This window comes from Sphingomonas sp. 2378, from assembly GCF_038084995.1.
Lineage (GTDB): Bacteria > Pseudomonadota > Alphaproteobacteria > Sphingomonadales > Sphingomonadaceae > Sphingomonas.
The window spans coordinates 1-26,447 of sequence record NZ_JAXCMJ010000048.1; the positions used below are offsets into that span (position 1 = coordinate 1).

Sequence of the window (26,447 nt, forward strand, 5' to 3'; positions counted from 1 at the left end):
ATCTGCTCTTCCGAAAACTGCTTCCGCTTCATTCCGTCCGTCCCTTTAAGGAGACGGTCTCTACTTCCAGTTGGATGAAGAAACGGGGGTCACGTCAGCCACCCTCTGCGACAAACTCGCCCTCAACTTACTCTCAAGCGTCGCCATCGCAGCAGCGCTCGCCTTCTGGCTCTAATTGAGTCTCAGCCCTAGATCGTCTCTCTCCGATCTGCTCGGCCTTCAGCCGCAAGCGCGGACCCCGTTCGCCGAGTCTGACAGTTCCTCGCGCGTCCTCCACCATCGTCGCTATCAATGTCGGAACCTTAACCATGGGCGCGTTCTTCGCTCCGAGATCGGGCAGAATCTTCACCACCAGCATATGCATCACGTCACGCACGAGTCGAAGCACCGGCGTCGCGATCGTGTCCCCGCCGCATTCTGAAATCAGGGTGTCATATTCCTCGATATTTTGCGACATCCATAACGTGGAAAGCCGCACGACTTCGGTCAGGCCGTTGGTAGCCAAGCTCGGCTCGACGAGCGCACGGCCCGCTTCGATGTCGAACGGTTCGGAGCCTAGTTCACGCCAAGCCTTCCTTAAATCCTTTTCAACCTTCCTTGCCCATGGAAGGGTATCGACGAGTGCCTCTACCTCAAACGTCCAGTCAGTCGCGCCGAGCAACGCTCCGCTCAGCCGTTGCCACCTTTCCGGTGTTTCCGTCAGCGCTCCCTTGTGAAAGCCCATGCTCAGCGCGGCTTCGCGATCGAGGCAGGCGTCTGCACTTCCCCCCGCATGGCCGATCTTGGCTACATAGTGCTGACCTATACTGGCAGCTCGACGATTGGCTTCCTCGCTGAAGGCCAAGTAGACATACGGAGTGTTCTGACGGGAGAGCGTCACCAGCGTCTCGTTCAAGGCGCATCCTTTCTATCCTGGCGGGCCTACCCCGATTCGCCATGACTAGTGACTTATCGGTGCTCATTTCGTTACCGTGGACGACTAGGAGAGACTGCACTTTCGGTTTCAGACGCTATAGCGTGATCACATGGTAAAGGCTTCATCCGCCAGAGTGCGTCTCGTCCACACATCCGATTGGCATATTGGCCAAGAGCTTCACGGCCACGGCCGCGAAGAAGAGCACGATGCTTTCCTCGCCTGGTTGCTCGAACGGCTGGTCGAGCTCGACGCCGACGCTCTGGTCGTAACGGGCGACATCTACGACGTCGCCAACCCGCCGGTGACGGCGATGGCCCGGTTCTATGGCTTCCTGCGAGATGCACTCGCACGGTGCCCCCGGTTGCAGATCGTCATCCTGGGTGGGAACCACGATTCAGCGGCACGCATCAACCTCCCCGGCGCCCTGCTCGGGCGCGGTCGCGTCCACTTGGTCGGACAGGTTTCCCGTCGGCAAGGTGAGCTGGATGTCGATGCACTCTTCACGACACTGGCCGGGCACGACGGCGAGCCGGCTGCGGTCCTCGCCGCGATACCGTTCTGCCGGCCGGGTGATCTTGGTCGGGGCGACCTCGCGGCTCTCTACGCCGAGGTCACTGCTGCGGCAGTCGATCGGGCGCAGGGTCTCCCCGTTGTCCTCACCGGTCACCTGCATGTCTCAGGCGGCGATGTGTCAATCGATTCCGAGCGAAGGGTCGTGATCGGTGGTGAGGAGGCGCAGGCCTCGACGCTGTTCGACGCCCGCGCCGCGTATGTCGCCCTCGGCCACCTTCATCGGCCGCAGAACATCTCCGGTGGAACGGTGATCCGCTACGCTGGCTCTCCTCTCCCACTGTCGGTCGCGGAGCGGGACTATCGCCACTCGATCAGCGTCGTCGACGTCGGTCCCGAGGGGGTCACGCTCGACATCGTCGAGATACCCCGCCTCGCCTCGTTCCTGTCGTTACCGGTCGGCGACCCGCTCCCGCTCGACGAGCTCGAGCTTTCGCTCGCCGCCTTCGACTTCGGCGACCCCGCCACGCCCGGCAGTCGTCCGTTCGTCGAGGTGTCGGTCCTTCTCGACAGACCGCAGCCGGGCGTTTCCGCGCGTGTCCATGCCGCGCTTGCGGGCAAGCCTGTCAGGCTGACCCGCGTCCGCTCGGTCTTCCCGGAGGCGGCCGTCCGCGACCGGCTGGACCGGGGCGAGACGCTCGACGAGCTCGAGCCGGCCGCCGTCTTCGCGTCGCTGCACGCCGACCGCCATGGTGGCGAGCCTGACGAGGCGCTGGCCCGAGCGTTCGCCGAGCTAGTGGTCGCTGTCCAATCGGAGGACCAACCGTGAAGATACTCGCGATCAGGGGCAAGGACCTGACCAGCCTCGCCGGCGAGTTCGAAGTGGACTTCGACGCGGAGCCGCTGGCCTCCGCGGGCATATTCGCGATCACCGGGCCGACCGGCGCGGGGAAGTCGACCCTCCTCGACGCGGTCTGCCTTGCGCTCTTCAACGACGTACCGCGCCTCGGCTCCGTGTCGTCCGGCCACGTCGGCACGTCTGGCGGCGAGATGCTGACGTCGAGCGATCCACGTGCGCTGCTGCGGCACCGCGCCGGCGAGGGTTTCGCGGAGGTCGACTTCGTCGGCCTCGACGGTAGCCGTTACCGTGCCCGGTGGTCAGTCCGGCGCGCGCGTGGGCGGCCCGACGGCGCGCTCCAACAAGTCGTCCAGACCCTGGTCAACCTCGATACGGGCGACGCGATGGGCGGCACCCGAACCGAGACGCAGGCCGAGATCCGCCGTCTGATTGGGCTCACCGCCCATCAGTTCGGACGGGCGGTGATGCTGGCGCAGGGCGAGTTCAACGCCTTCATCGACGCCGACGCCAACACTCGTGCCGAACTGCTCGAGAAGCTGACGGGCACCCAGCTATATGCCCGCCTCGGTGCCGCCGCGCGCCTTCGGGCCGATTCACTGCGCCAGGGGATCACCGCGATTGAGGTGCGCATCTCCGCGCAGAACGGCCTTGACGACATAGCGCGGGCGGTGGCCGAGGAGAGCCTCGCCGAGGCCCGGCGGCTTCACGGCGCGGCGGCCGGCGATCTCGCCGCGCGGGCGCGCGACCGCGACTGGCATGTCCGCGCCGGAGAGCTGGCGCGTCTCGTGGAGGTTGCCGACGGCGAGCGGGCGGCTTCGGTCGAGCGCAGGTCCGAGGCCGAACCGCGCCGTCTCGACTTGGCGCGAAAGCGGCTGGCCCATTCCGCGGTCCCGACCTGGCGGGCGTCGGCCGACGCGGACGCCAAGGTCGCCGAGACGAGGGCGAGGATCGAGGTGCTGACGGCAGAGGCCGACGACACGCGCGCGCGCACGGCCATCGCTACAATCGCCGAGGCCGATGCCGTGCGCGGCTTGGCCGAAGCCGCGGCGGAGCGCGATCGCCTTCGACCCGAACTTGAAACGGCCCAGGCGCTAGATCGCCAGCTTGCCGACGCCGAAGGCAAGCTCGTGCCGCTGGCCGACGCGCGGGCAGCGGCGAGCGCCCAGGCCGCGGTGAGTGCAGGTGCGCATGCGTCGGTGACCGCTCAGCGGAACGTGGCGAGCGGGCGTCGCGACGCGCTCGCTGAGTGGCTGGACGGGAATCAGGCGCGTGAAGCCCTGTTCAGCCGGGTCGACGATCTGAAGGCCGATATTACCGATCGGGCCGCTCTCGCAGAACGCGTTGCCGGCCTCGACGCGGCGCGGGTGTCGGTAGGTGGACTCATCGAAGCCGCGCGTGAGACGAGAGACCAGACGGCGACGGCGGCGGCCGCAGCGCGCGACGCGCTGGCAGCGGCGGAATCTGCCTCTCGCGATGCGGAAGGGGCGATCCCCGCCGCCGGCGAGGCGAACGAGATCGAAGTGATGCGCAACGCTTTGCTGGCGATCGAGCCCCGCATGCTCACGTTTGAGCGCGCGACGGCGGACATCGGCAGGGAGTCGGCGGCGCTCGCCGCCAACCGCATTGAGCTCGCACGGCTCGAGCAGGCCATCTCGACCTCCGGCAACCGGCTCGACGTGATCGAGGCCGAGCTGCCGGCCCTTCGCGAGCGGCAAGAGGAGGCCGCACGAGCCGGTGCGCTTTCAGCTGCAGCCTCCGACAACGCGGCCGCGCGTCTGCGCGAGACGCTCGTCGACGGCGAACCATGTCCGGTCTGCGGTGCTGTGGATCACGCGGTCGCGGCGCTCGCGGGCCTGATCGACGGCCGTGCCGCCGCCGATGCGGCCCGCGTCGCGGAACTCGGCGCCTCGATCGGCGCGCTCGACGCCGAACGCGCGGTGCTCACCGACCGTATGGAGAGCGACCGGTCGCGGTTGGCCGCGACGGCCCGGGTAGTTGAGGGCGGATCAGCTACGATTGCCGATGCCGAGGTGGTACTCGCCGACGCGGGCTCGGCGCTCGAAGCCGTGCTCGCCGCGTGCGGCATCGAGAATGACGTGACGGAGGTGAGGTCGCTCGTCTCGGAACGCCTCGCCGCGCTCGATGCGCGGCGCGACCGGCTGGCGGCGGCGCGCGAGGCCGCGCAGTCGGCGCAGCGCGATCTCGACGGGGCGCGGATCGCCAACGAAGGTGCGCGCGACGCGGAGCAGGAGGCCGGGAGGGCACTACGCGATCTGGAGATCGAGGCGGCCGGTACCGCCGAGCGCCTCGCCGAAGCGACGTCACGCCTCGGCCAGGTAGAGCGCGACCTCGACGAACGCCTGTCCGTGCACTTCGCCTGGCGCGACGACCGCGCACCGCTGGAGACGCTGGAGCGCCTAGTCGAGGAGTGGCGGACGCGACGCTCCGATCTGGCTGAGATCGAGACGGGCATGGCCGGACTGACCGACGCGGTGCATCGCGCGGACGTCGTGAGGGAGCGGGACCTCGCCCGGCTCGCCGATGCAGAACAGGCGGAGAAGGCGACGTCGGCTGAGCGCAACGCTTTCGTCGCGGAGCGCGCTTCCAAGCTCGGCGGCGAGAGCGTCGGAGCTGTTGCCGAGCGCCTCGACGATGCCGTGGACGCCGCCATGGCGGCGAGGGAGGACGCGCGCCTGATGCTCGGGCGCGCACGGACTGACGCCGCAGGCGCGGCGGCCCGTCAGGAGGAGGCGGTCGGCCAGCTCGCTCTAGAGGAAGCCGATGCCGGGCGCCGGCGCGAAACGCTGTTGCGTGAGCTGTCGGAGAAGGATCTTGACCCGACCCGGGTGCAGGTCGCCGCGGAGGCAGGGACCGGCGAGTTGGACGCCGAGGAGGCGGCCTTGGCGCAGCTTGATCGCGCGGTTGTCGCGGCGGAGGCCGGCCTTCTCTCACGCGTCGCCGACCGTGACGCTCACATGTGCACCGAGGCGCCCGCGATCGCGGTCAACGACCTCGAACCGGCTCTAGACGCCGCCTGCTTAGCGGAAGCGGCTGCGAGGGAGGTCTTGTCCGAGGCGGAGATAGTCATTCGCCAGGATGACACGGCGCGAACGGCGACCGCCGAACTCCGTCGTACGCTCGAGGGTGCGCGCACCGAAGCGCAGCCGTGGTTCGCGTTGGATGCGCTGATCGGCGACGCGACCGGCAATCGCTTCCGGCGCTATGCGCAGGGACTGACGCTCGAACGGCTGCTGATGCACGCGAACGCGCGGCTGGCGGAACTCAAACCGCGCTATTCGCTGGAGCGCGCACCCGAGAGCGAGATGCTCGTGCAGGTCATCGACAACGACATGGCGGGCGAGGTCCGGGGGCTGCCGAACCTGTCAGGCGGCGAGCGGTTCCTCGTGAGCCTCGCCCTGGCGCTGGGCTTGTCCGAGATGTCGACCGGTGGCGGACTGCGCGTCGAGAGCCTGTTCATCGATGAGGGCTTCGGGTCGCTGGACAGCGCCAGCCTTGGGCAGGCGATCGGAGTCCTGGAACACCTTCACGCGACGGGCCGCAGGGTTGGTGTCATCAGCCACATTGACGATGTGAAGGAGCGAATAGCCGTGAAGATCGCGGTTTCACCGACATCCAACGGGACCAGTTCAATCGAGGTCGTCGAAGGGTGACGTCGCCGCCGCTCCGGCTCCGCCGATTGCCGAAACAGTCAAGGCTGCACCGTCACCGGCAAGCGACACGAAGAAACCCGTCGATCCAAAGCGCGCCGCAACGCTATCGCATATCGGCAAGCTCAGCGATCCATGGCAACGATCGTGATCGCCACCCTACCTGCTGACCTCGTTCGGCGATGAGCGGTGAGCGGCGATGGTAGCCACTTCTGGACCGGCACCGATCCGTCGAATGGGTGCGCGAATTCCCCAGACGGATGCTCGATCGATTTCGCGACGCGGTTCAGGAGGAGAGCAGCGTCGACTTGGTCGCGGCGTCGCCGCCTTGGGCGGGCGGATGGGCGCCCGCCCTAATATGCGCCACGATAATCCTGCAGGACATAGGGATTGAGGAATTGCCGCCCGCGCATCAAGTCGCGTCCGACAGCGGAAAGGCCAGCCTCGTCGCAGACGGCGTCATAGCGTGCGCCGATGATGGCGATCTGCCGGTCGATGATGGCGTCGGCAGCCTCGCGGGTCAGCAGGAAGGCGTCAGCCGCATCGAGGCAGAGTGCCAGTCGACTGTCGCGGCGCGCGCCATGGATCAGCATCGCCTGGCCCGCCTCGCCGCCCGCGCGAGCCTGCGGGCAAATGTCATAGGCGGGTGTCAGCGACAGCGACGCGCCGTCCCAGAACGCCGCATGATTGCGCGCATGGTCGTCGGTGTTGCCGCACAAGATGTTGAAGACCAGCCGGCCGAACAACTCCCGCAACGTCTCACGCGGCGCAGCGAAACGGTGGCGGATGATCTCGGCCAGCACCTCGTAGCTGGCGTAACGCGCCATCATCTCGTCGAGCTCAAGCAGCGTCAGCGCCGACACCATCGCCCGGCGCGCCCAGTCCTCGCCGACGGCTACACGATCGAAGCGCTCGACCAGCAGCACGTCCTTGCCCTGCGCCTGCACCAGCCGTACCGGCGCGACGTCCAGCCCAGCCTCGGCGGCAAGCCGCATCGCGACATATTCCGCCTTCACGACATCATGGACATCGCCAGCAGCGGGGAATTTCGCGACATATTTCGTCGCTCCGTCCGTCAGCAACGCCTTGGGCCGTGCGCCGCCCAGCGAGCTGCCATGATGCAGCGCTCGATCGAGTTCAGGCGTCAGCTGGATGCCGGCTTCGACCCGCGCAGCCGACTGGATCAGTTCGTCCAGCGTCGCGCCGATCGCAGCGCGGGGGACATAGTCCGTCGCCGAGGCCTGGAAATCGAGCGCGCCGATCCGGTCGGACCCGGACTCGAGCAGATAACTGAGTTCATCGATGCGATCGACGTCGACGTCCCGTGCCTGCCGCCCCAGCAGCCGGTTGAGAATGACCCGCCTTCCCCAGGCATCCGGTGCGGCGTCGCGCAGGCTGCTGGGCATCGACAGACCGGGCAAGGGCGTGATCGCGCCCGAGACGAGCGGCAGTTCCGGCAGGTACAGCGGGATCGCGTCCCCACGCGCCAAATAGCTGCGGCCATAATTGAACGACAGCCGTTGGCCGTCGCGGAAGATCCGGCCCGCCACGACCGGTTCCGTCTGCCCCGGCAGCCAAATCCAGACGAAAGCCTGAACAGCCATCAGAAGTCATCGTCCACGGCAACCCGGCGGCTATGGACGGCGGTAGGCAACAATGCGAGCCGATCGGCCACACGGTTCGCCTCACGTGCCAGTTCCAGTTCGTCGAGACCGAACAGTGGCACCTTCAGGATCGCCGCCAGCTCGAACACGGTGCCGATCGCGCAACCCGGCTCGCCGCGCTCCACTCGCGCGAGGAGCGAACGGGATATTCCCGCCCTTTCAGCGAGGTCCGCCTGCGATATGCGCTGCTCCGTCCGGGCGGTCCGGAGCGTGTCGGCCATCAGCCTGAGGGCGCTTTCGGCATATCGGGACTGCTTCGCCATGCGGAGTGGATAGCATCAAATATACCTCATAGATAGTCATAATGCCTCAAATATGAGACATGCTATTCATGAGGTGCCGCCCAACCTTAATGGGCGGACTCTTTTTTGGCCCACTCCGTCACGATGCGGCAGATCGGATTGACCGGCAAAACCTCATGCGGTCATATCTCTTTCAGCCTACCGGGGACCACGATCATGGCTGAACCACCAGTCGATACCGACCGGATCGATGAAGCGGTCCTGGCGCTGATGTACCTGATCCTTCATCACGGTGAACAGCCCGGCGTTTCGTGGCGGGCATGGAAGTCGTTCGACTGGTCCTCGCTCGATCGGCTGCATGACAAAGGCCTGATCCTTGATCCTGTCGGCAAGGCGAAGTCGGTCGCACTGACCGAGGAGGGGCCACCGCCAATGTGAGGAAGCCTTCCGGCGGCTCTTCACCAAGCCCGACTGATCGGCCGTCAGGCGCGCAGCCGCCGCATCGCCTGCGGCGGCTGGCCGAAGTGCCGGACGAAGGCGCGGCGCATACGCTCGGGATCGTGGAAGCCCGTCGCAGCAGCGATCCGCTCGATCGGCTCGCGGGAATGTTCGACCCGCTCGCGCGCCGCCTCCAGCCGCAACCGTTCGACCGCCTTGGCCGGACTGACCCCGACCTCGCGCATGAAGGCGCGCGCGAAGTTGCGCGGGCTCATCGCCATGTGGTCCGCCAGCACCTGCACCGTCAGCCGCTCCGCCAGATGCGCGCGCATCCAGTCGAGCAACGAGGAGAATGTCGTGGCATCGCCGCCCAATTCGGCGAGCGCCGAGAATTGCGACTGCCCGCCGGGCCGGCGATAATAGACCACCATCTCCTGCGCGACCGCGCGGGCGACCGCTTCCCCCAGATCATCGGCGATCAGTGCCAGCGCGAGGTCGATGCCGGCGGTGATCCCCGCCGAGGTCCAGATCGCACCGTCCCGGACATGGATATGGTCTGGTTCGACCAGGACGGCGGGGAAGTGTCGCCGCAACTGCTCGGCACGTCGCCAGTGCGTCGTCGCCCGCCGTCCGTCGAGCATTCCGGCCGCCGCCAGCACGAACGCGCCCGAACACACGCTGCACATCCGCCGGACCTGCTCCGCCTCACGGCGCAGATAGTCGAGGCTGTCGGAACACTGCATCGCGGTCCGGCTGCCCTCCCCGCCCACGACCACCATCGTGTCCAGCGCAGACACGTTCTCGGCGGCTATGCTGTCGAGCGTCACACCTGACGAACTGCGAACCTTGCCACCCATGATCGACACGATCGTCAGGCTGTACGCGTCCGGCGCCATCCGGCCGGCGATCTCGAATGCCGAGATCGGCCCGGCCGCATCCAGCAACTGGAAGCCATCATAAAGAAAGATGCCGACCGCGCGCGCCATTGGCAGAAAGTGAGGGATCACTGTCATCCCGTCAATGACCGTTCCGGCCTATGGCCGCATCCACGCCTTCAAGGGAGTGCAAGGATGCCCGATCAGCCGTTCCGCATCGTCTTCGCCGTCTGGCCGGGGATGACCCAGCTCGACTTCACCGGACCGCACCAGTTCCTGTCGCGCTTGCCGGGTGCCGAGGTGATCGTCGCCAGTCCCGATGGTGGTGCCGTCCCGAGCGAGGGGCTGGTCTTCGCCGACACGCGTCGGCTGGCCGATGTCGCGTCCTGCGAGCTGATCTGCGTGCCCGGCGGGGTCAACGCGACCGGCATGGCGCTCGACCGCGCGTTCGTCGGCGAGGTCCGGCGGCTGGGACTGGGCGCAAGCTATGTCACCTCGGTGTGCACCGGCTCGCTGATCCTCGGTGCGGCCGGGCTGCTCACGGGACGTCGAGCGACCTGTCATTGGGCGTGGCAGCATCTGCTGCCGCTGTTCGGGGCGGTCGTCGAGGAGGCGCGGGTCGTGCGCGACGGTCCCGTTATCACCGGTGGTGGCGTGACGGCGGGCATCGACTTCGCGCTGGTCGTGCTGGCGGAGATCGGCGGACCGGAACTGGCCCAGACCGTCCAACTCGGACTGGAATATGCCCCTGCCCCGCCGTTCGATGCGGGAAGCCCGGACACCGCCCCGCCCTACGCGCTGCACGCTTGCCGCACGCGCTTCGACACCTTGGCGGACCAGCGCGAGGCGGAAGCCCGCGAAGCCGCCGGTCGTCTTGCCGATGCGGGTGTCCTGCAATGAGTCGGCCGCCGCTCCCGCCGTTCGACCTCGATGGCGCGATCGAGAAGGTGCGTCGCGCCGAGGATGCCTGGAACGTTCGCGATCCCGCTGCCGTCGCCCTGGCCTATACGCCGGATAGCGAATGGCGGAACCGCGCCGAGTTCCTCGTCGGCCAAGCAGCGATCATCGGCTACCGACACCGCCGCCTTCGCAGCGCTGCATCCACGCGGCGCGATCGCTCTGCGCGTCAGCAGCGCTCCACCACACCTCCGGACCTCCAAGGCAAGTCCGCTTCCCGGCGCATCCGCCGCCGGCTGGGCTTTCAAAACGAAGAGCAGGGAAGTCGCCTCTCCGAGGAGAGAGGAAAAGAAAGAAGGATATTTCGCTCATGCCCACCATCGCACAGTTCGTCGTCGCATCGCGTGACCTCCTGGTCCCAGACGCACAAGCTACCAATTTCGCCATTTTCGGCGGCCCTCACCTCACCGGTGTTGCGCTCGATAAGTTCGCCGAACTCGTCCGTCGAGCGGCGTCGGATACTCTGTACCTGCACTTCGGCAATCGGATCGAAGATGGACCGATCGGCTTTCAGTTCTTCATGTCACGCCGGAATGCGGTGATGATCTGTCCAATCAGTGAGCTTTGGGCATCGAGTGCCCAGGGCCCGTGCGTGCTCGTGGGCGCTGACGACCGTACCGGCTACCAAGCCATCGCCAACGGCGGAATGGTTCTCAAACTCGGGTGTCTCGAGGCTGACCTGCGCCCCGGCATCCGTCGTGGTCGCCAGCGGCTCATCAACCGGGCCCGCGGGATCAGCAGCGAGCGAACGAGCAACTACTCCGCCGTCGAGCTACGCTTGTAAGCCGTTGGGATTCAATTCGCGCCGGCGGCAACGCCGGCGCGCATGCTCCCAGGAGCGATCGAGACACGCTGAGGGAAGATACCATCCGCACCCGGATCATCATGACCGATCCACCAGACTCCGGAACGTGATCGACCAGCGCGGGCCCGTCAGCGGTGCAACGCTGTGTTCCCAGTCGTGCCGAGCAGGGCCGGTCATGTGGTAGCCGCCGCGCGGATCGAGTGGAACCGATATGCGGTCGAACCCGTCCGCGCGGGAAAACGAAAGCGCTTAGTCGCAGGCTCGCCGAGTGAGATTCCAAAGACATGGCCGTAGATCGGCCGATCGCGATGCCAGCCGATCCCGGCACCAAGGTCGTAGCGGATAAGAAGCGCCTAGATGAGATCCTCTGACGGAAGCCGGGCAAACTGTGCCGCCCGTTCGCGGATGGGAAGAAGCCAGTCGGGCATCGGCAGCGCCTCCCTCGGTCGTCCGACCTCGAAGTCGTAGCTCCATCCAAACGACGTGATCAGCCGCCTGCGGGTCCAGCCCTGGAACCGGAATGGCGTCAGATCGGTCGCATCGATGCGATCGACCAGCATCCGCTCTTCCGTGAGGCTGATCAGATCATGGCGGGTGGTGAGGCCGGGCAAAGCGGGCGCATCGAACAGGTCGAGCATCACGCCGCCGCCTCAACGAAGATCGGCAGTTCGTCGGCCGCCCCGGCCCTCTCCTCGGCAAAGTTGGATACCGTCACGCCGACCAGCCGAATGCCCTTCTGGGTTGGCAGGACCGATCGGATCAGGTCGAGCGCCGCCCGGTGCAGCGCCTCTCGCGTCGCGACGACCATCGGCTGGCTGCGTCGGCGCGTGATCTGGTGGAAGTCGCCGTACTTGATCTTCACCGTGACCGTCCGGCCGAACGCCTGACGGCCTTCGCACCATGCCCAGACATCATCCGCCATCTTGAGCACGCCGGCTTCGATTTCCGCTGCTTCGGTTAGGTCGCGGTCGAAAGTGGTCTCCGAGCCGGAAGACTTGCGGACCCGGTTGGGGTTGACCGGTCGGTCATCCTGCCCGCGCGCGATGGCGTGGTACCATTCAGCGGAACTGCCGAAATGCTGCTGGAGGAATGCCAGCGACTTGGCCTTGAGATCGGCCCCCGTCTCGATGCCGAGCCGCTTCATCTTCGCGGCCGTGACCGGTCCGACGCCATGGAAGCGGTCGACCGGCAGCGTCTCGACCCAGGCCCCGCCCATCTCGGGCGTGACCGCAAACTGGCCATTGGGCTTGCGGTGGTCGGAGGCGAGCTTGGCGAGGAACTTGTTGTAGGAAATGCCGGCCGACGCGGTCAGCCCCGTCTCGGCAAGGATGTCGGCGCGGATCGCCTTGGCGGTGCGCCATGCCGTTTCCAGCCCCTGTTTGTCGGCGGTCACGTCGAGATAGGCCTCGTCGAGCGAGAGCGGCTGGATCAGGTCGGTGTAGCGCGCGAAGACCGCATGGATCTGGCGAGAGACATCGCGATAGACGTCGAATCGCGGCCGCACGAAGATCAGGTCGGGACAGCGGCGCAGCGCCGTGACCGACGGCAGGGCCGACCGTACGCCGAACGTGCGCGCCTCATAGCTCGCCGCTGCGACGACGCCACGCGCCGCGGCGGAGCCGACCGCGACCGGCTTGCCGCGAAGCGTCGGATCATCGCGCTGCTCCACCGACGCGAAGAAGGCGTCCATGTCGACGTGGATGATCTTGCGCGTGACCATGCCGCCGGGCTTAGCCTATTCGGAACGAATTGGGAACAAGCGGCGGTTGCTGAAACCTGGATCGTGCGCAACCGTCTGGCAACGGCTCGGAAACTTCCGTCGGACGTTGGGTCCGCCATGAAGATGATCCGCTTGCCCGACGGGACCGCCGTCCCCGCGCTTGGCCAAGGCACCTGGATGATGGCGGAGGACCGCCGCCGACGCGTGGAGGAGATCGCCGCCTTGCGGGAGGGTATCGATCTCGGCCTGACGCTGATCGATACCGCGGAGATGTATGCCGATGGCGAGTCCGAACGGCTGGTCGGCGAGGCGATCGCGGGTCAGCGCGACGAGATCTTCTTGGTCAGCAAGGCCTATCCGCAGAATGCGTCGCGTGATCGCCTTCCCCGCGCGTGCGAGGCCAGTCTGGCGCGGCTCGGCACCGACCGGCTCGATCTCTACCTGCTGCATTGGCGCGGCAGCGTGCCGCTGGCCGAGACCGTGGAGGCGATGGAGCGGCTGGTCGAGGCGGGCAAGATCTTACGCTGGGGCGTCAGCAATCTCGATACCGACGATATGGAGGAGCTGGTCGCCAGCGGCGGTGCGGCGTGCGCGACCGACCAGATCCTTTACAATCTGACGCGGCGCGGTCCCGAGCACGACCTGCTGCCTTGGCTTGCTGGGCGCGGCATTCCGACCATGGCCTACAGCCCGGTCGAGCAAGGGCGCCTCGTCGCTCATCCCGCATTACGCACGCTCTCCGAAGAACTCGGTGCGACCCCGGCGCAGGTGGCGCTGGCCTGGCTGCTGGCGCAGGACGATGTCATCGCCATCCCCAAGGCGGGGCGCAGCGCTCATGTGCGGGATAATCGGGCAGCGGCCGACCTGACGCTCGATACGGATGCCCTCGCTCGCCTCGATGAACTATTTCCGCCCCCCAAGAGACGCGTGCCCTTGGAGATGCTTTAGCCGAATCGGTAGACGCTGCCCGCTTCCGCCGCGACGAAGTGGTCTGGGGCGATGCGCGCCGCGTCCAGCACTGTCGCCAGTTCCGCGACCGGCGCTTCGCGGGCTTCGTCGGTCAGCTGGAAGGTGCCCCAATGGATGCCTAGCGCGTGGCCTGCGCCAACGTCCGCGAAGATCCGCACCGCCTCCGCCGGGTCGACATGTTGTGCGGCCATGAACCATCGCGGAGCATAGGCGCCGATCGGGATCAGCGCCAGGTCGGGTGCGCCGAGGCGCTCACGAACCTCGCTAAAGATGCGCCCGTCGCCATAGCCGGTGTCGCCGACGAACCAGATCGTCCCGGCAGGCGTGCTCAGATAATGCCCGCTCCACAGCGTCATGCGCGTGTCGCTCGGCCAGCGGTTCGACCAGTGATTGGCGGGGGTCAGCGTCGTCGCGATGCCGCCGCCGAGGTCGAGCCGGTCCCACCAGTCACCGGTCACGCAGCGCGCCGCCGGCACCCCCGCCCGGACAACCGCATCGTTGCCGAACGGCATCGCCATCAGCGGATCGTGCGCGGCGTGGAGGCGACGCAGCGTGTCGATATCGAGATGGTCGTAATGCGCGTGGCTGAGCAGTACGATGTCGATCGGGGGCAGGTCCTCAAACGCGATCCCCGGCGCGGTCACCCGCTTCGGCCCGACGCGGCGGAACGGGCTGGCCCGCTCCGACCAGACCGGGTCGGTCAGGATGTTCACCCCTGCCGCCTGGATCAGCAGCGACGCATGACCCACCATCGTCACGCACAGGCCGTCCACGCGCGCCTCGGGCTTTGCAGGGGTGACCGGCACCGACTTCGGCCACTTGGCGGCACCGCCCGCCAGCTTCCAGCGCAGCATCGCGCGCAGGCCCCGGTCGGTGCTGGCCTGCCCCGGGTTGAAGAAGCGCGTACCGTCGAAGTGATCGCTCGGCGGTCCGTCATAATAGGGGTTGCGCGCCATGGTCAGGCGACGCTCATCAATTGCGAGGGATAGGCGTTCAGCATCGTCAGCGCTTCCTCAACCGGGGCGGTCAGCCAGCGCTCCTGGTCCTCGGCGAGCAGGATGACCGGCATTGCCTTGGGGTGCTTGGGCGCGACCAGCGGATTGGGTTCGGTCGTGCAGAAGGCATAGACCCGGTCATGGTCCTGGTCGACCTTCCACAGTCCGGCAAAGCACGGTAGCGCCTGATCGCCGACGGTGAACCACCAGTTGGTGTCGCCGGGTGCCTGCCGGTCGGCGACGGCCTTGGGTTCGGCAAAGCGCGTGAACGGCACCAGGCAGCGATGCTCCGCCTTCAGCAGCCATGGCTTCCACATGTTGCTCTGCATGTTCCGCGCGTTGGTCCACCAGTCGTAGAGGAACGGCAGTTCCCCTTCGCGCGCCGGCCGCTTGCGCGGCTTGCGCGTCGGAAAGCCCCAGCGCATCGTGCTCAGCACGCGCTCACCGCCCTCCAGCCGGACGACATAGCCAGGCTTGCCGGGGGCGGCGTAATCCTTCTCGACTGCCAGGCTGTTAGCCGCATCATCGACCGCAGCGAGCGCGTCGAAATAGCTGCGGGGGTCGACTTTGATGTTGTAAAGGTTACACATTCCCGTCTTCGATCACGACCGGTATCGCGAAACAAGCCTCTTCCACGTCGCGGCATCCGGATAGGGCAAGGGCGCGCCCGTCGGCGCGTCGCGACCGATCGTCAGACGCGGACGCCGGACCTGCCCCTCCGCCTGGCAGACGGAGCAGCATAGCCGTCGCCCCACCAGCCCGAGCGTCCCGTCCCATCCGCGGCGCTGGAACAGCCACCACAATGCCACCGCGTCGAGGACGCGAACGTGATCGCATGCCGGGCAGGTCAGGCGCAGCGTCCGCTTGTGGAGGGCACACTCCTCCAGCGTGCGCAGACGCCGGCCGATATGGTCGTGATCGGGCCCGGCCCTGCCATGTCCACTGCCCTGATCCGCCACCACCCTGTCCCGATCCGACCGTCGATCCGCTTTCCGCAACGCCTTGACCGGGCAGCGGAATCAACGGAACATATAGCGAACGAATGAGTCGCAGCAATCATGTCTTCCGCCGCCCCCTGTCCCGAAGCCCTGACGCGTCTGCGCGACGTGGTGGGCGCCGTGCGTGGTGGCGAGGGCGAGGTCCTGCCCTTCGGCATCAAAGCGATGGATGCCCGATTGACGGGTGGCGGGCTGGCGCTCGGCGGCCTCCATGAACTGACCTCGGCAACGCCGACACTCACCGACGATGCGGCCGCCACGCTGTTCGCGGTCGGCATCGCAGCACGCGCGGCGGCGCGGAGCGGCCGCCGTGTGCTGTGGGCGCTGACCCGGTTCGATCTCTACGCGCCAGGTCTCGAACAGGCGGGGCTGCACCCTGCGACGCTGCTCTTCGTCGAGGTGCGCGAGGACAAGGACGTACTGGCCGTCATGGAGGATGGCCTGCGCCATGGTGGCCTCGCGGCGGTGGTCGGCGAAGTGAAGCGCGCCGACATGGTGGCGACGCGGCGGCTGCAACTGGCGGCGATGACAGGCAACACCCCTGCCCTGCTGTCGCGCCGCTGGCGGCGACAGGGCGTGTGCCCGCTGACCGAACTGTCGGCGGCGATGACCCGGTGGCGGATCGCCTGCGCGCCCTCTGCGCCGATCTCCCCGCACATCGTCGGGCGAGGACGCTGGACGGTTGAACTAGCGCGCCAGCGCGGCCGCCCGGGTTTCACGATGGACTTGGAGGCATGCGATGACACGGGTCGCCTCGCTCTACCTGCCGCATCTCGCGATCGAGCGACTGCGGCGGCTGGAGCGGCCGCGCGCGCTGCCTGAGCCGAGGCCCGCGCCCATGCTGCCGGTCGACGACGACCCCGGCGCCTGTTCGGTGCCGCGGGGCGGCGGCTGGCGTCCTGGTGCGCGCTGGGCGCGGCAGGGGGCGACGCGCGCCGCGGTCGAGGAACAGGTGGCCGCCTTGCCACTGCACCAGCGCCCGCCGATGCGCGAATTGGGTCGCCGGTCCGAGGCAGCGGATCACCCCTTCAAGCGACCGGTCGCACCAGATCAGCGCCAGCCCGCGCCATCACCGGCGACGCACCATGTGCCGATGATCCTCGCCGAAGCGATCGGCCAGCGCCAGGTCATCGCCGCCGCCTGCCCGGCCGCCATGGCGCTGGGCTTGACCCCCGGCATGGCGGTGACGCAGGCCCGCGCGCTGATACCGGATCTCGACATCCGTCCCGCCGATCGGGCGGCGGATGCGGCGCTGCTGGACGATCTGGCTCTGCACGCCGTACGCTACTGGACGCCGACCGCCTGCGTCAGCGGCGAGGACGGCCTCTGGCTGGATCTAACCGGCGTCGCGCACCTGCACGGCGGCGAGGCCCGCTTCTGCCACCGGCTGATCCGCTTCTGCCGGCGCTTCGGGCTGACCGCGCGCGTGGCGGTGGCGAGTACACCGGGCACGGCCCATGCGCTGACCCGTTTCGGCCGCGACGTCGTGCACCTGGTCCCCGGCGGGCAGGAAGCGCAGGCGCTCGCCCCCCTGCCCCCCGCCGCGCTCCGCCTGACGCCCGAGGCTGTCGCCGCCGCCACCCGCTTCGGACTCGACCGGATCGCCGACCTCTTGCCGCTGCCCCGCGGGCCGCTCGCCCGGCGGCTCGGCATGGCCAGCCTCCGCCGTCTCGACGAGGCGCTGGGGCGCGTGGCTGAGCCGATCGTGCCGGTGGTGCCGCATGAGGTCCCCGTCGCCCGGCTCCGCCTCCTCGAACCGATCGGCACGGCGGAGGCGATCGAGCAGGTGATCGGCGACCTGCTCGCTGCGCTGATCCGGCAATTGCTGGAGCGCGGACGCGGCGTGCGGGCGTTGGTCCTGACGCTGGAGCGGATCGACGGCAGCGCGCAGCACCTGTCCGTCGGCACCGCGCGCGCGACCCGCGATGCAGGCCATCTCGCCCAGCTGTTCCATCTGCGCATCGAGCGGATCGACCCCGGCGACGGGATCGAGGCGATGTGGCTGGCCGCACCGCGCACCGATCCGCTCGGCGCGACGACGCTGGCCGCCACTCTGGCGGGGGACGATGCGCCGCCCGACGCTGCGCTGCTGGTCGATCAGATCGCCGGCCGGGTCGGCGAGGAGGCACTGTTCACGACCGCACCGGTCGAGAGCGACGTGCCCGAGCGCGCCGTGCAACGCGTATCACCGCTCGCCGCCCCCAGCGGCTGGCCGGCTTGGAAGCGCCCCGTCCGCCTGCTGCGCCGGCCCGAGCCGCTGGTGGGCGTGCTGGCGCTCCTTCCTGACGCACCGCCCCGCCGCTTCACTTGGCGGGGGCGGGTCCATGCCGTGGTCGCCGGTGATGGTCCCGAGCGCATCCACGGCGAATGGTGGCGGCGCGATGGCGAGGTCTGGGCTGTGCGTGACTATTTCCGGGTCGAGGACGACACCGGCGCGCGCTTCTGGCTGTTCCGCCGCGGCGACGGGGTCGAGCCTGCGACCGGTGATCTCAGCTGGTACCTCCACGGGCTGTTCGGCTGATGACCACCCCCACCACGACCTATGTCGAGCTGCAGGTGACGAGCCATTTCTCGTTCCTGCGCGGCGCCTCCAGCCCCGACGAACTCTTCGCCGCCGCCGCGCTGCAAGGCCACACCGCGCTCGGAATGGTTGACCGGGGCAGTGTCGCCGGGCTGGTGCGCGGGTGGGAGGCGCAGAAGGCCACGGCCGTGCGGATGATCGCGGGGGCGCGGGTCGACCTCGACGATGGCCGGGCGCTGCTGCTCTACCCCACCGACAAGCCCGCCTGGTCGCGACTGACCCGGCTGTTGACCCTTGGCAAGTCGCGCGCCGGCAAGGGCGGCTGCACGCTCGGCTGGTCGGACGTCGTTGCTTGGAGCGACGGGCTGGTTGCAATCCTGCTGCCGGACGAGGCGGATGCGGTGACCACGGCGCGCCTCGCCGAACTGCGCACGACCTTCGGCGCACGCGGCTATTGCGGCCTCGCCTTCCGCCGCCGGCCCGACGATGCGCTGCGGCTGCACGATCTCGCCGCGCTCGCCGGGAAAGCGGGCGTCCGCGCGGTCGCGCTCGGCGACATCCTCTACCATGCTCCCGAGGCGCGGCTGTTGCAGGACGTCGTCACCGCGATCCGCGAGAAGTGTACGGTCGATACGCTCGGCTACCGACGCGAACGCCATGCCGACCGGCACCTCAAATCCCCCGCCGAGATGGAGCGGCGCTTCGCCGCCTTCCCCGATGCGATCGCCGCCACCGCCGCGATCGCGCGGGCCTGCACCTTCGACCTCGGCGAACTCAGTTACCAATATCCGCACGAGCGTGTTGTCGAGGGGCTGACCGCGCAGGGTGCGCTCGAACAGTTGACCGAGACCGCCGCGGCACGGATGTTCCCCGAGGGCCTTCCGCAAGCCTATCGCGACCAGATCGCGCACGAACTGAAGCTGATCGGCGAACTCGGTTACGCGCCCTACTTCCTCACCGTGAACAGCATCGTCGCGGAAAGCCGGCGCCGCGGCATCCTCTGCCAGGGACGTGGCTCGGCGGCGAACAGCTGCGTCTGCTTCGTGCTGGGCATCACCAGCATCGACCCCATCAAGCACGAACTGCTGTTCGAGCGCTTCGTCTCCGGCGAACGCCGCGAGCCGCCCGACATCGACGTCGATTTCGAGCATGAGCGGCGCGAGGAGATTATCCAGTGGATCTATGACACCTACGGCCGCAACCATGCCGCGTTGACGGCCGTCGTCACCCGCTACCGCGCGCGCGGAGCGATGCGCGAGGTCGGCAAGGCGCTCGGCCTGCCCGAGGATCTGACGAAGGCGCTAGCGGGCTTGGTCTGGGGCTGGAGCCAGGAGGGCGTCGGCGAGAAACAGGTCACCCAGCTCGGCCTCAACATGGATGACCGGCGCCTGCGCCTCGCGCTGGAACTCTCCCGCCAGCTAATCGGCGTGCCGCGTCATCTGTCGCAGCATCCCGGCGGCTTCGTGCTGACCCAGACCCGCCTCGACGATCTCGTCCCCATCGAGCCCGCGGCGATGGTCGACCGGCAGGTGATCGAATGGGACAAGGACGATATCGACGCGCTCAAGTTCATGAAGGTCGATGTGCTCGGCCTCGGCATGCTGGGCTGCATGAACCGCGCCTTCAACCTGCTGGAGGAGACCAAAAATATCCGCGTCGGCATGGCCGACCTGCAGGACGATGACCCGGACGTCTATGCGATGATCCAGAAGGCCGACACGCTCGGGACTTTCCAGATCGAGAGCCGCGCGCAGATGAGCATGCTGCCGCGAATGAAGCCGGCGCGCTTCTACGACCTCGTCATCGAGGTCGCGATCGTGCGGCCCGGCCCGATCCAGGGCGACATGGTACACCCATACCTCCGCCGCCGCGAGGGGCGCGAGAAGCCCGACTATCCCCGCCCCGAGCTACGCGCGGTCTTGGAGAAGACCTTGGGCGTGCCGCTGTTCCAAGAACAGGCGATGAAGGTCGCGATCGTCGGCGCGGGCTTCACCGCGGTCGAGGCCGACCAGCTCCGCCGCGCCATGGCGACCTTCAAGTTCACCGGCGGCGTCAGCCACTTCTACGACAAGCTCGTCGAGGGCATGGTGTCGCGCGGCTATCCCCGCGACTTCGCCGAACGCACCTTCAAGCAGATCGAGGGCTTCGGCTCCTACGGCTTCCCGGAGAGCCACGCCGCCAGCTTCGCCAAGATCGCGTACGCCAGTTGCTGGATGAAGCACCATCATCCCGACGTGTTCTGCGCGGCGCTGCTCAACGCCCAGCCCATGGGCTTCTACGCCCCCGCCCAAGTCGTGCGCGACGCGCGCGAGCACGGCGTCGAGGTGCGGCCCGCCTGCATCAACGCCAGCCGCTGGGACTGTACGCTGGAGCCGACCGCCGGCCGCTATCTCGCCGTGCGGCTCGGACTGCGCCAAGTACGCGGCCTCGCCAACGCGCATGGCGCGGCGATCGTCGCGGCGCGGGGGGACGCGCCCTTCCAGACGGTCGAGGAGGTATGGCGACGCGCCGGCGTCCCGCGCGCCGCGATCGAGCGGCTGGCCGAGGCGGATGCCTTCCATGCGCTCGGGGAGGATCGCCGCCAGGGTCTCTGGAAGGTCAAGGGTCTTGGCGAGGCTCCCCTGCCCCTGTTCGTCGCCGCCGATGCGCGGCACGCGTTCAGCCCGGAGGGGCTGGAGCCCGACGTATCCTTGCGCCCGCTGACCGAGGGCCGCGAAGTGGTGGAGGATTACCGCGCGCTGCAATTGTCGCTGCGCGCCCATCCCCTCGCCTTCCTGCGGCAGGACCTCACCCGGCGCGGCATCGTCCGCTGCGCCGACCTCGCCCACATCAAGGACGGCCGCCATGTCGAGGTCGCCGGGATCATCCTCGTCCGTCAGAAGCCCGGCAGCGCCAAGGGCGTACTGTTCATCACGATCGAGGACGAGACCGGCATCGCCAATGGCATCCTCTGGCCCGACCGGTTCGAGGCGCAGCGCCGCACCGTCATGTCGGCGGCGATGATCGGCATGAAGGGCCGGGTCCAGCGCGAGGGGTTGGTGATCCACGTCATCTGCGATCTGATCATCGACCATGGCGGGCTGCTCGCCCAGGTCGGACAGATGGACTTCCCTCATGCGACCGGGCGGGGCGACGGCGCGCGCCATGCCGGGTCACCCGACCGCGGCGATGCCGGTTGGCGTCCTGGCCCGCGCGACAGCTACTGGCCACCCCACGCCAATGGCCTGGACCCCGAGCAGGTGGTGCGGATCAAGTCGCGCGACTTCCATTGACCCGCCATGTCGCGCCACCAGCGGATCATCATAGAGCTATCGCTCCACATCCTGCGCGCGGCCGCTGCCCGGTCGGGCAAGGGCAGGGTCGACACGATCGAGGTGCGTCTCGCGCTGCGCTGCCTGATCGCGCATTGTCCCGAACGCTGGCCGCTCGACATGTTCTGGAACTCGGCCGGGACCGACCACGACATCGGTCGCGCGCAGGGTTGCACTGCTGCCCTAAACGGCATCGTCCGGCAGATCGGGGGCGATTCCTCCTAGCGATGCGTCGTCATCGCCGAGCGAATAAATCCATGTTCGCGTCGCCCCAGGCCTTCAACGCGGCGATGATCGGCGACAGCGAGCGTCCTCGCTCCGACAGCCTGTACTCCACACGGGGCGGCACCTGCGCGAAGACCTCGCGCTCGATCAGCCCGTCTGCTTCGAGTTCGCGCAGCTGGTTGGTCAACATGCGCGGCGTCACCTCCCCGGCGCGGCGGCGCAATTCGTTGAAGCGGGTCGGCCCGTCCTGCAGATGGAAGAGGATCACCGCCTTCCACTTGCCGTCGATCAGGCTCACCGCCGCTTCCACGGCGCAGCCCGGCGTGCAATCGAGGCGGGAGTGACGGGCCTTGGCCATCGACCGGTATCCTTTTCGACACTATGGGCGTTTTTTGTGCCTACGACAGGGAACGACACTGTTCCTATGTCGTCCAGGCCATCAGACGGAGCAAGACCCATGCGCGCCATCGCCTATCGCCAGCCGGGCCCGATCGACCGACCCGACGCCCTTGTCGACGTCGAACTGCCGAAGCCCATACCGACCGGGCGCGACATCCTCGTCAAGGTCCAGGCCGTGTCGGTGAACCCGGTCGATGCCAAGGTCCGCGCCAGTGCCCCGCCGTTCGATGGGCGCACCGAACGTATCCTGGGCTGGGACGCCGCGGGTTTGGTCGAGGCGGTCGGGTCGGAGGTGAGCCGCTTCCAAATCGGCGACGAGGTCTTCTATGCAGGCGACCTCATGCGGGACGGCAGCAATGCCGAGTATCAGCTGGTCGACGAGCGGATCGTCGGCCATCGCCCGCGCAGCATCGGCGTCGCCGAAGCGGCCGCCCTGCCGCTGACCACGATCACCGCCTGGGAGACGCTGTTCGACCGGCTGAAGGTCGACGACCAGCCGGCGAGCGGCGCCCGCGCCATCCTGATCATTGGCGGCGCGGGCGGCGTCGGTTCGGCCGCGATCCAGATCGCGCGTGCCCGCACCGACCTGACCGTGATCGCCACCGCGTCGCGCGCCGAGACGCAAGGCTGGGTGCGCGATCTCGGCGCGCATCATGTGCTCGATCATTCCCAGCCGATGGCACCGCAGATCGCGGCGCTGGGCATCGGTGCCCCCGCCTTCGTCTTCTCGACCACCCATACGGATCGCCATCTGGCCGATATCGCCGAGCTGATCGCACCGCAGGGTCGCTTCGCGCTGATCGACGATCCCGCCAGCCTCGACATCGTCGGCTTCAAGCGCAAGGCGGTGTCAGTCCATTGGGAACTGATGTTCACCCGCTCGCTGTTCAACACGCCCGATATGGCCGAACAGGGCCGGTTAGTCGACACGGTCGCCGAACTGGTCGATGCTGGCCGCATCCGCACCACGGCTACCGAGACGCTGTCACCGATTAGCGCCGCAACGCTCACCGAGGCGCATCGTCGCATCGAAAGCGCCACCACGCGTGGCAAGATCGTTCTGGAAGGATGGGAGCCCCGGCATGACTGACCAAATCGTCCACGTCGTCGCCCGCCTCGTGCCGCGACCCGGCAAGGCCGAGGAACTGGCCACCGCGTTACTCGACATGCTGGACGAAGTGCGCGCGGAGCCGGGCTGCCTGCTCTACGACGCGCATGAGAGCCGCGACACGCCTGGCGTGATCGTGATGGTGGAGAGCTGGGCGGATCAGGCCGCCCTCGATGCCCATGGCCGCGCCCCTGCCCTCACCCGCCTTGCCGCCCGCTTCGACGCATTGCTTGCCGAACCGCCAGCCGTCGAACGACTCCGCCGGATCGGCTGAACTTTCCGTCACTTGCGACGCGAGAGCAGTCTGTTCGTTGTGCTCCCGAACGGACAAGCGAGACCATCCATGGACTATATCAAACTCGGTAGCACCGGCCTCGACGTGTCGCGCCTGTGCCTCGGCTGCATGACCTATGGCATCCCGGATCGCGGCAACCACGCCTGGACCCTCGGCGAGGAGGCGAGTCGGCCGCTTTTGCGTCAGGCGGTGGAGGCCGGGATCAACTTCTTCGACACCGCCAACGTCTACTCGGACGGCACGTCGGAAGAAATCGTCGGTCGCGCGCTGAAGGAGTTCACCCGCCGCGACGAGGTGGTGATCGCGACCAAGGTCCATGGCCGGATGCGCCCCGGCCCGAACGGCGCAGGCCTCAGCCGCAAGGCGATCATGACCGAGATCGATGCCAGCCTGACCCGGCTCGGCACCGACTATGTCGACCTCTACTAGATCCATCGCTTCGACCATGAGGTGCCGATCGAGGAGACGCTGGAGGCACTGCACGACGTCGTGAAGGCGGGCAAGGCGCGCTATATCGGCGCGTCGTCGATGTTTGCCTGGCAGTTCGCGACCATGCTCCACGTCGCCGAGGCGAACGGCTGGACGCGCTTCTCGACCATGCAGAATTACGTCAACCTCCTCTACCGGGAAGAGGAGCGCGAAATGCTGCCGCTGTGCGACGCAGAGGGGATCGGGGTGATTCCGTGGAGCCCGCTCGCCCGCGGCCGGCTGACCCGGGACTGGGATGAGACGACCGAACGCTCGGCCACCGATGCGTTCGGCCGCACGCTTTACGCGGCGACGGCGGAGGCGGATCGCAAGGTGGTCGAGGCCGTTGCGGCCGTTGCGAGCGAGCGTGGTGTTCCGCGCGCACAGATCGCGCTCGCCTGGGTACTCGCCAAGCCGGAGGTGTCCGCGCCGATCGTCGGCGCATCCAAGCCGACACACCTTGAAGACGCGATCGCCGCGCTTGACCTTGTGCTGTCGGACGACGAGATCGCGCGGCTGGAAGCGCCCTATGTCCCCCACGCCGTAGTCGGCTTCTCGTAGCGCCGTCCGACGGCGGAGCGCCTCACCACCCCATGCTGCCCGGCACGCCCTTGAACGGTCCGGCCAAGTCTGCCGTGATCCACCCGCCATAGAAGCCACCGGGCTGCGCGACCACCGGCTCGCCATCCACCGTGCATCGGTCGAGGGGTCCGGCATAGAAGGCGATGTGATCGCGCAGGATCGCAAAGGCCGGGGTCGGCTCCGGGTAGCTCCACGCCACGTCGCGCAGCACCTCGCCACCAACCACCAGGTGCCAATAGACCGCCTCGCCCTTCCATTCGCAGAATGATCGCCGATCCGAGCGGCGCAGCAGACCGGGCGTCAGGTCGGCGGGCGGCAGGTACCAGCTCGGCGGATGGCTGGTCTCCAGCGTCCGGACGGCCTTGCCGGTGTCGGCGACCAGGACGCCACGATGCTCGATGCGGATCCGCCGGTCGCTGGATTCCGCGATGGCGGGGCGAGGATAGCGCCACACGCTCTCCTGTCCCGGCGACGGCGTGTCGGGCCGGGGCCTCATGTCCTTGCCTCCCGCCAGGCCAGCCATCGTTGCAGACGTGGCCGGACGCGAAGGAAGCCAAGGTACAGGCGTTCCAGCCCCGACAAGATCAGGCGATTGCGTGCCAGCTCGCCCAGCGGACGCAGCGCCGGGACCGCGCGCCACATCGCGGCGAAGGCGGCCGCGCCGGACAGCAGCGGACCGTCATCCTCGCGGGCGTGGAAGCGCGCCAGCATCTCGGCCCGGCTGACGGGACAGGGGCCGCCGCCCGCCGCATCCACGAACGTGATCGCGCCGCGCCTATCGAGCCGTCGCACCACCGCGATCTCGCGCTGGCAGAGCGGACAGGCGCCGTCGTGCCAGACGGTGACCCGCGTCATTTCCCCTCATCCGGATTGTCGCGCCAGATCCGCTCGGCCAGGAGCGTGGCGAAGCCGAGCCAGGCGACGAACGGTAGCGCCACGGCCGCCGCCGGTCGGTCGACCTTCCCGGCCGCGGCGACATAGGCGGCGCCAGTCGCGACCATCGCGCCCGAGGCGGCCGCGCTCGCACCGAGCCGCTTTTCGCGGAAGAAGAGCTGCGTCCAGCCGCCGACCATCGCGGCGTTGACCAGCCACAGGCCGACAGCCACGTTTCGCACGCCCCCGGCCGGGCGGCGCAACAGGCGATAGCCGCCGACCGCGAGACCGGTTTCCAGCACCGGCCAGACTGCGCCGAACACCGCATCGGGTGGCGTGTAGCCGGGCTTGTCCAGCCGCCGATACCAGCGGCGAATGCCCGGGTGCGACGGGTCCGGGGCGTTGCGCCGTCCGATGATGGCACTCGCGCCAAGCACCGCACCGACGGCCGCCAGCGCTGCAACGCGTGCCAATCCGCCCGCAGCAACAGCGTCCCGGCGATCCATCCGCTCAGGCCCGCTCGAAATAGCGTTCGAGGTCGTCGCTGCCGCCGATCCGCTCGCCATCGATGAAGATCTGCGGCGTGGTGGCGACGCCCTGCTCCACCTTGAAGGCATCGACCTCCTCACGCGATTGCAGCAGGCGATCGTCGACCATGAACCCGGCCGCCTCCAGCATCTGCTTGGCGCGGACGCCGAACGGACAGGTGTGCTCAGGCAGCACCATGCGATAGAGGGTCGCCATTCTGGTTTCCGCCACTTCGACATCTCCGCGGACTTCAGCGTCCTTGCAATCAAAGCGACCAGGGCTGCGCGACGTTCCGCATCGACGTACATGTGACCCAAAGCACGAAGCCGCTGCGCGGCAGTGGTGTTGGCGGTGAGGTAGCGGGTCGGCGCTGAGGTTTGTCCCTGCGGCATCGGAGGCAGACGATGGGGTTCCTTCAACAAGAGGAACCCTGTCATGACGACGTCACCGACCCAAGCCCCCATCACCGCGCTGCGTCAGCGGATGCTCGACGATATGGCGATGCGTTCGATGCGGACGCG

General features: G+C 68.0%; 26 protein-coding genes and 2 pseudogenes. 14 read left to right on the forward strand and 14 right to left on the reverse strand.

What is annotated here, in order from left to right:
* Positions 1 to 133 precede the first annotated feature (133 nt).
* Positions 134 to 895, reverse strand: coding sequence for a hypothetical protein (locus SM191_RS16865; protein ID WP_341507197.1), 762 nt, complete (start codon positions 893 to 895; stop codon positions 134 to 136).
* A 130-nt stretch (positions 896 to 1,025) separates the two neighbouring features.
* Between SM191_RS16865 and SM191_RS16870 the strand changes: the two genes are divergently transcribed.
* Positions 1,026 to 2,255: an exonuclease SbcCD subunit D C-terminal domain-containing protein gene (locus SM191_RS16870; RefSeq protein ID WP_341507198.1), complete on the forward strand. Its 1,230-nt coding sequence runs from the start codon at positions 1,026 to 1,028 to the stop codon at positions 2,253 to 2,255.
* Positions 2,252 to 5,956, forward strand: a complete 3,705-nt coding sequence (locus tag SM191_RS16875; RefSeq protein WP_341507199.1) for an AAA family ATPase — start codon at positions 2,252 to 2,254, stop codon at positions 5,954 to 5,956. Before SM191_RS16870 ends, SM191_RS16875 begins: the two co-directional genes overlap by 4 nt.
* A gap of 350 nt (positions 5,957 to 6,306) precedes the next feature.
* Here the strand turns inward: SM191_RS16875 and SM191_RS16880 are convergent, their stop codons facing one another.
* Both SM191_RS16880 and SM191_RS16885 read right to left on the reverse strand, forming a co-directional pair.
* Positions 6,307 to 7,557, reverse strand: a complete 1,251-nt coding sequence (locus SM191_RS16880) for a type II toxin-antitoxin system HipA family toxin (protein ID WP_341507200.1) — start codon at positions 7,555 to 7,557, stop codon at positions 6,307 to 6,309.
* Complete coding sequence (locus SM191_RS16885) at positions 7,557 to 7,838, reverse strand: helix-turn-helix transcriptional regulator (protein ID WP_341507201.1); 282 nt, start codon at positions 7,836 to 7,838, stop codon at positions 7,557 to 7,559. Before SM191_RS16885 ends, SM191_RS16880 begins: the two co-directional genes overlap by 1 nt.
* Before the next feature lie 237 nt (positions 7,839 to 8,075).
* Between SM191_RS16885 and SM191_RS16890 the strand changes: the two genes are divergently transcribed.
* Positions 8,076 to 8,297: a DUF6429 family protein gene (locus SM191_RS16890; RefSeq protein ID WP_341507202.1), complete on the forward strand. Its 222-nt coding sequence runs from the start codon at positions 8,076 to 8,078 to the stop codon at positions 8,295 to 8,297.
* Positions 8,298 to 8,341: 44 nt separating this feature from the next.
* Here SM191_RS16890 and SM191_RS16895 read toward each other — a convergent pair whose 3' ends face one another.
* Positions 8,342 to 9,304 carry a GlxA family transcriptional regulator gene (locus SM191_RS16895; protein ID WP_341507203.1) on the reverse strand — a complete coding sequence of 321 codons (963 nt, stop codon included), beginning with the start codon at positions 9,302 to 9,304 and terminating at the stop codon, positions 8,342 to 8,344.
* Between the two features lie 63 nt (positions 9,305 to 9,367).
* On the opposite strand from SM191_RS16895, the gene SM191_RS16900 reads away from it, so the two are divergent.
* The 3 genes and pseudogenes from SM191_RS16900 to SM191_RS16910 all read left to right on the forward strand — a co-directional run bounded on the left by SM191_RS16900 (position 9,368) and on the right by SM191_RS16910 (position 10,913).
* Positions 9,368 to 10,072: a DJ-1/PfpI family protein gene (locus SM191_RS16900; protein ID WP_341507204.1), complete on the forward strand. Its 705-nt coding sequence runs from the start codon at positions 9,368 to 9,370 to the stop codon at positions 10,070 to 10,072.
* Positions 10,069 to 10,257, forward strand: a pseudogene (locus tag SM191_RS16905) (DUF1348 family protein); the annotation flags it as partial. The gene SM191_RS16900 and the pseudogene SM191_RS16905, both read left to right, overlap by 4 nt.
* Positions 10,258 to 10,439: 182 nt before the next feature.
* Positions 10,440 to 10,913, forward strand: a complete 474-nt coding sequence (locus SM191_RS16910) for a hypothetical protein (RefSeq protein WP_341507221.1) — start codon at positions 10,440 to 10,442, stop codon at positions 10,911 to 10,913.
* A gap of 374 nt (positions 10,914 to 11,287) precedes the next feature.
* Here the strand turns inward: SM191_RS16910 and SM191_RS16915 are convergent, their stop codons facing one another.
* Complete coding sequence (locus SM191_RS16915; protein ID WP_341507205.1) at positions 11,288 to 11,572, reverse strand: hypothetical protein; 285 nt, start codon at positions 11,570 to 11,572, stop codon at positions 11,288 to 11,290.
* Positions 11,572 to 12,654: a DNA polymerase IV gene (dinB, locus tag SM191_RS16920; protein ID WP_341507206.1), complete on the reverse strand. Its 1,083-nt coding sequence runs from the start codon at positions 12,652 to 12,654 to the stop codon at positions 11,572 to 11,574. Before dinB ends, SM191_RS16915 begins: the two co-directional genes overlap by 1 nt.
* A gap of 117 nt (positions 12,655 to 12,771) precedes the next feature.
* Here dinB and SM191_RS16925 point away from each other — a divergent pair, with 117 nt between their 5' ends.
* Positions 12,772 to 13,602, forward strand: a complete 831-nt coding sequence (locus SM191_RS16925) for an aldo/keto reductase (protein ID WP_341507207.1) — start codon at positions 12,772 to 12,774, stop codon at positions 13,600 to 13,602.
* Here the strand turns inward: SM191_RS16925 and SM191_RS16930 are convergent.
* From SM191_RS16930 to SM191_RS16940, 3 genes are read right to left on the reverse strand one after another with little or no spacing between them, the layout of a single operon-like run.
* Positions 13,599 to 14,579 carry an MBL fold metallo-hydrolase gene (locus SM191_RS16930; protein ID WP_341507208.1) on the reverse strand — a complete coding sequence of 327 codons (981 nt, stop codon included), beginning with the start codon at positions 14,577 to 14,579 and terminating at the stop codon, positions 13,599 to 13,601. The two genes, SM191_RS16925 and SM191_RS16930, sit on opposite strands and share 4 nt — an antisense overlap.
* A gap of 2 nt (positions 14,580 to 14,581) precedes the next feature.
* Positions 14,582 to 15,208: an SOS response-associated peptidase family protein gene (locus SM191_RS16935; protein WP_341507209.1), complete on the reverse strand. Its 627-nt coding sequence runs from the start codon at positions 15,206 to 15,208 to the stop codon at positions 14,582 to 14,584.
* Positions 15,209 to 15,220: 12 nt separating this feature from the next.
* Positions 15,221 to 15,577: a hypothetical protein gene (locus tag SM191_RS16940; RefSeq protein WP_341507210.1), complete on the reverse strand. Its 357-nt coding sequence runs from the start codon at positions 15,575 to 15,577 to the stop codon at positions 15,221 to 15,223.
* A gap of 99 nt (positions 15,578 to 15,676) precedes the next feature.
* Here SM191_RS16940 and SM191_RS16945 point away from each other — a divergent pair, with 99 nt between their 5' ends.
* Genes SM191_RS16945 through SM191_RS16960 form a run of 4 tightly spaced genes read left to right on the forward strand, consistent with a single transcriptional unit; the run spans position 15,677 to position 21,673 of the window.
* Positions 15,677 to 16,438 carry an ImuA family protein gene (locus SM191_RS16945; protein WP_341507211.1) on the forward strand — a complete coding sequence of 254 codons (762 nt, stop codon included), beginning with the start codon at positions 15,677 to 15,679 and terminating at the stop codon, positions 16,436 to 16,438.
* Complete coding sequence (locus SM191_RS16950) at positions 16,356 to 18,137, forward strand: DNA polymerase Y family protein (RefSeq protein ID WP_341507212.1); 1,782 nt, start codon at positions 16,356 to 16,358, stop codon at positions 18,135 to 18,137. The genes SM191_RS16945 and SM191_RS16950 overlap by 83 nt, the downstream gene beginning before the upstream one ends.
* Positions 18,137 to 21,409: an error-prone DNA polymerase gene (locus SM191_RS16955; RefSeq protein ID WP_341507213.1), complete on the forward strand. Its 3,273-nt coding sequence runs from the start codon at positions 18,137 to 18,139 to the stop codon at positions 21,407 to 21,409. Before SM191_RS16950 ends, SM191_RS16955 begins: the two co-directional genes overlap by 1 nt.
* Positions 21,410 to 21,415: 6 nt before the next feature.
* Complete coding sequence (locus SM191_RS16960) at positions 21,416 to 21,673, forward strand: hypothetical protein (RefSeq protein WP_341507214.1); 258 nt, start codon at positions 21,416 to 21,418, stop codon at positions 21,671 to 21,673.
* A 10-nt stretch (positions 21,674 to 21,683) separates the two neighbouring features.
* Here the strand turns inward: SM191_RS16960 and SM191_RS16965 are convergent, their stop codons facing one another.
* Positions 21,684 to 22,031 (reverse strand): winged helix-turn-helix transcriptional regulator, encoded by a 348-nt coding sequence (locus SM191_RS16965; RefSeq protein ID WP_198354597.1) that lies wholly within the window; start codon positions 22,029 to 22,031, stop codon positions 21,684 to 21,686.
* 99 nt (positions 22,032 to 22,130) lie between these two features.
* Here SM191_RS16965 and SM191_RS16970 point away from each other — a divergent pair, with 99 nt between their 5' ends.
* From SM191_RS16970 to SM191_RS16980, 3 genes and pseudogenes are all read left to right on the forward strand, one after another.
* Complete coding sequence (locus tag SM191_RS16970) at positions 22,131 to 23,162, forward strand: zinc-binding alcohol dehydrogenase family protein (RefSeq protein WP_341507215.1); 1,032 nt, start codon at positions 22,131 to 22,133, stop codon at positions 23,160 to 23,162.
* A complete protein-coding gene (locus SM191_RS16975; RefSeq protein WP_341507216.1) occupies positions 23,155 to 23,454 on the forward strand; it encodes a putative quinol monooxygenase in 300 nt (99 codons plus the stop codon). Before SM191_RS16970 ends, SM191_RS16975 begins: the two co-directional genes overlap by 8 nt.
* A 69-nt stretch (positions 23,455 to 23,523) precedes the next feature.
* Positions 23,524 to 24,504 (forward strand): annotated as a pseudogene (locus SM191_RS16980) (aldo/keto reductase).
* Between the two features lie 22 nt (positions 24,505 to 24,526).
* Here the strand turns inward: SM191_RS16980 and SM191_RS16985 are convergent.
* From SM191_RS16985 to SM191_RS17000, 4 genes are read right to left on the reverse strand one after another with little or no spacing between them, the layout of a single operon-like run.
* Complete coding sequence (locus SM191_RS16985; protein WP_341507217.1) at positions 24,527 to 25,021, reverse strand: DUF427 domain-containing protein; 495 nt, start codon at positions 25,019 to 25,021, stop codon at positions 24,527 to 24,529.
* A complete protein-coding gene (locus SM191_RS16990) occupies positions 25,018 to 25,380 on the reverse strand; it encodes a DCC1-like thiol-disulfide oxidoreductase family protein (protein ID WP_341507218.1) in 363 nt (120 codons plus the stop codon). The genes SM191_RS16985 and SM191_RS16990 overlap by 4 nt, the downstream gene beginning before the upstream one ends.
* Positions 25,377 to 25,871: a TspO/MBR family protein gene (locus SM191_RS16995; protein WP_341507219.1), complete on the reverse strand. Its 495-nt coding sequence runs from the start codon at positions 25,869 to 25,871 to the stop codon at positions 25,377 to 25,379. The genes SM191_RS16990 and SM191_RS16995 overlap by 4 nt, the downstream gene beginning before the upstream one ends.
* A 37-nt stretch (positions 25,872 to 25,908) precedes the next feature.
* Positions 25,909 to 26,142: a glutaredoxin domain-containing protein gene (locus tag SM191_RS17000; RefSeq protein WP_341507220.1), complete on the reverse strand. Its 234-nt coding sequence runs from the start codon at positions 26,140 to 26,142 to the stop codon at positions 25,909 to 25,911.
* Positions 26,143 to 26,447: the final 305 nt, after the last annotated feature.